The 2,268-nt window shown below is 36.3% G+C and carries 3 protein-coding genes; all 3 read right to left on the reverse strand.

Going from position 1 to position 2,268, the window contains the following annotated elements; genetic code table 11:
• Positions 1 to 132: 132 nt before the first annotated feature.
• Positions 133 to 945, reverse strand: coding sequence for an MBL fold metallo-hydrolase (locus tag RT405_RS13125; protein ID WP_035030818.1), 813 nt, complete (start codon positions 943 to 945; stop codon positions 133 to 135).
• 152 nt (positions 946 to 1,097) lie between these two features.
• Positions 1,098 to 1,988, reverse strand: a complete 891-nt coding sequence (locus tag RT405_RS13130) for a two-component system regulatory protein YycI (protein ID WP_313470277.1) — start codon at positions 1,986 to 1,988, stop codon at positions 1,098 to 1,100.
• A gap of 3 nt (positions 1,989 to 1,991) precedes the next feature.
• Positions 1,992 to 2,268, reverse strand: a 277-nt coding sequence (yycH, locus tag RT405_RS13135) for a two-component system activity regulator YycH (protein WP_313470278.1), incomplete at its 5' end; no start/stop codon positions are given.

The raw sequence follows: 2,268 nt of genomic DNA on the forward strand, positions 1-2,268 counted from the left end.
GCAGACACGTAAATTCCGGAGGGAATTTCACTATCTGAGTATTACCAACACGATTAACAAAGAACCACAAAAAAACTTTTTAATTCTAGTCATCAGCCAACTAGAATTAAAAAGTTTCCATTTTACATTCTTTTAAATAATAAATAAAGAAGTGGGTTCGTTTGGATCTGTATCGTAAATAGCAAAAGCTTCACCTACACCCGTCTCTTTTTCTGCTAAAATACTTTCGGCTGTTAAATGCGCCAATTCTTTCATGTTGTTGTCTTTGCTCAAATGACCTAAATAAACGCGTTTCGTTTTATCTCCAATAATCTCAGCTAAAGCTAGAGCTCCATCTTCATTTGATAAATGGCCTTTATCTCCTAGAATCCGTTGTTTTAAATGCCAAGGGTAACCACCCATTCGCAGCATTTCTAAATCGTGGTTGCTTTCGAATAAATAAGCATCCGCATTGGCTAAAATACCGCGCATCCGATCGCTGACATATCCTGTATCCGTCAGCATAACAAATCGTTTATTGTTTTTATGAAAAGTATAGAATTGAGGTGCAATGGCATCATGGGATACTCCGAAACTTTCGATATCGATATCGCCGATCGTCATCGTTTTACCCATTTCAAAAATATACTTTTGTTCTGTTTTAATGTTTCCGATAAGCGGATCCATGGCTTCCCAAGTTTTTTCATTTGCATATACATCTAATTGATACTTTCGAGCCAGCACGCCTACACCATGAACATGATCACGGTGTTCATGAGTCACTAGGATTCCATCTAAATCAGCAACGTCACGATTGATCTTTTTTAACAGCTCCGTCACTTTTTTTCCGCTGAGTCCACTGTCTACTAGCAATTTTTTCTTTTCTGATTCAATATATGTCACATTGCCGGAACTTCCACTCGCTAGAATGCTGACCTTTAATGCTTGTTCTTGACCTCTTAACATTATTTAAATCCTCCTCAGTCATCCCTTCTAGTTTATACCAAATAAAACAAAATATCTACAAGTCCGTGTTCTAATTTAACAAATCAAAGCACAGAAAAATACCGGTAAACCTTAGTATGTTTTCAAGGTTTACCGGTTGTATTCGCTTTGCTTTATGAAGAAGAATCGGAACGAGAACGCAGCTCAGCTGATTCTTTGCCAGAAGCTTTATCTTTTTCATCTGAATGCGGCATATCCAACATAGATGACTTTAATATGCTGCCGCTGATTGCATCTACACGCTTTACTTGTGTGTCTGTACTGGAAACTACCTCAACATACCAAACCGGTGCATACATGCTTAGTTCTTCTAAGTTCAATGTCCGGTAATAGCTTAAGATCGGTTTCTTAACGGTTGTATCCGCCGATATCTCATTGTTTTGATACAGTATATCAACTGCATTTTTATCTGTGATCAATTCTCGGCTGTCGCCTTGAACCGTTACAGGCCCAGCATAATTTTGTTCATATGAAATGACCTTTTTATTGCTGTCCAAGTGAAATACGATTTCAGATGTTCCATCAGTGATAGGAATGTTATTCGCAATCTGGACATATACAATTTGCTGATTGCTTTTAAAGTAACGGAAAAATTGGTACTCAGAGCCAAATAAAACTTGATCGCTTTTGACAAAATCATTTAATTTTTCAATGTCTTTAGAAGTCAAATTTTTATCTTCTGATAATACGATTGGATTAGAAAGGATACTACTGTAAATAGACCCATTCTCTTCAATTACACCGGTCTGATTACTCAGTTGGTTATGATTTTCTGCTAGCAACTCATTAGTTTCTGCTTGAGTATAAGGAACTTTGTTCTTTTCATTTTGGAAAACAGGTAATTTAATATTCGACTTATTCATTTCATCAACAAAGTTAAGTTCTGAGTTGGAACTATTTTGATAAAAATCATTGTAATTTTTGTCAAAATAAGTCGACAAGAGGAAGATATTCAGCGCCAGAAAGGTTAAGACAAGTATGGTTTCAATTCGTTTAAAATCCATAATCTAATCCCCTCCGTTCTGGATCAAATCTTGTAAGCTGGTCCAATTGCCATTCTTATAAATGTACCAGCTCGGTTCTAAATTAATGACCCGGTCAGATTCTGAGCTGTTCGTCCATGTATACCCTATTTTAATATCATCTATTTTTTCAATCGCATAACCATAATTGATCAAAGTATTCAATAATTCATCACCGCTTAGCAATTCTTTTTCTTTGCCTTCATCAGAAATGGGTGTTTGAGCCACAACTAACGGTACTTGCAACTGTGACAACCCTTCT

The organism is Carnobacterium sp. (assembly GCF_032094055.1).
Classification (GTDB): Bacteria; Bacillota; Bacilli; order Lactobacillales; family Carnobacteriaceae; genus Carnobacterium_A.

Excerpts from the sequence above, each read along its gene's own strand:
- RT405_RS13125 (WP_035030818.1), bottom strand. The coding sequence starts at position 945 with ATGTTAAGAGGTCAAGAACAAGCATTAAAGGTCAGCATTCTAGCGAGT.
- RT405_RS13130 (WP_313470277.1), bottom strand. The coding sequence starts at position 1,988 with ATGGATTTTAAACGAATTGAAACCATACTTGTCTTAACCTTTCTGGCG.